Origin of the sequence: Tatumella sp. UCD-D_suzukii, from assembly GCF_000611875.2 — a bacterium.
GTDB classification, from domain to species: Bacteria; Pseudomonadota; Gammaproteobacteria; order Enterobacterales; family Enterobacteriaceae; genus Tatumella; species Tatumella ptyseos.
Window position 1 is genome coordinate 1 of the sequence record NZ_JFJX01000062.1, and the last position, 639, is coordinate 639.

The 639-nt window shown below is 42.9% G+C and carries 1 protein-coding gene; it reads right to left on the bottom strand.

Going from position 1 to position 639, the window contains the following annotated elements; genetic code table 11:
* Positions 1 to 639, bottom strand: a 639-nt coding sequence (locus CG67_RS13850; protein WP_025903532.1) for a phage/plasmid replication protein, II/X family, incomplete at both ends; no start/stop codon positions are given.

Below are 639 nucleotides of genomic sequence, written 5' to 3' on the forward strand. Positions count from 1 at the left end.
GTGGATTGCTTAAAACATCTAAGCAATTTTTTTCATAAGAAGATAAGTGGGAACTTTTCTTTTTCTGCAATCTCTTAATCTGAGCCTGCACCTCATGATGTTTCAAGTATGCAACAAGAGTACGGTGGCGACTTCCTTCGTTCCACATAACAGTTGTTTCATAATCAAGAGCACGAGTCTTTTTAGTCTGACCGTTGGATACATTGCGCAAGAAAGAAATCACCTGGTTAGCAATGTGATCATTTGCGACTTTTGCACTGAACGTTACATCTATGCGACCAACTACCGTATTAGTTACATCACACAAATCATAGAGTTCAGGCATAGCAGCAGCAAAGGCACCGAAAAATTCCAGACCGCACAACTCAAAAGCTGTAGGCCCAAAAATATTGTGACCTTGTAACAATTTCGCCGGAGATGCTTTCAGCTCTACACATGGCTCGACATTCTTACCGCCCTCAAAAATTTTCAATGCGATCCCAGCATAATGAGAAGGGAGAGATTCGTAAGGATGCTTAAGCCCCGATACAGTCAAATCACCATCAATGGCGTATTCTACTGTATGGGCGGCAAGAGTCAGACCAGAAAGGCGGGCAACCTCAGCAAGGGTCACATGGGAAACATAATTTCCCTGTGAAT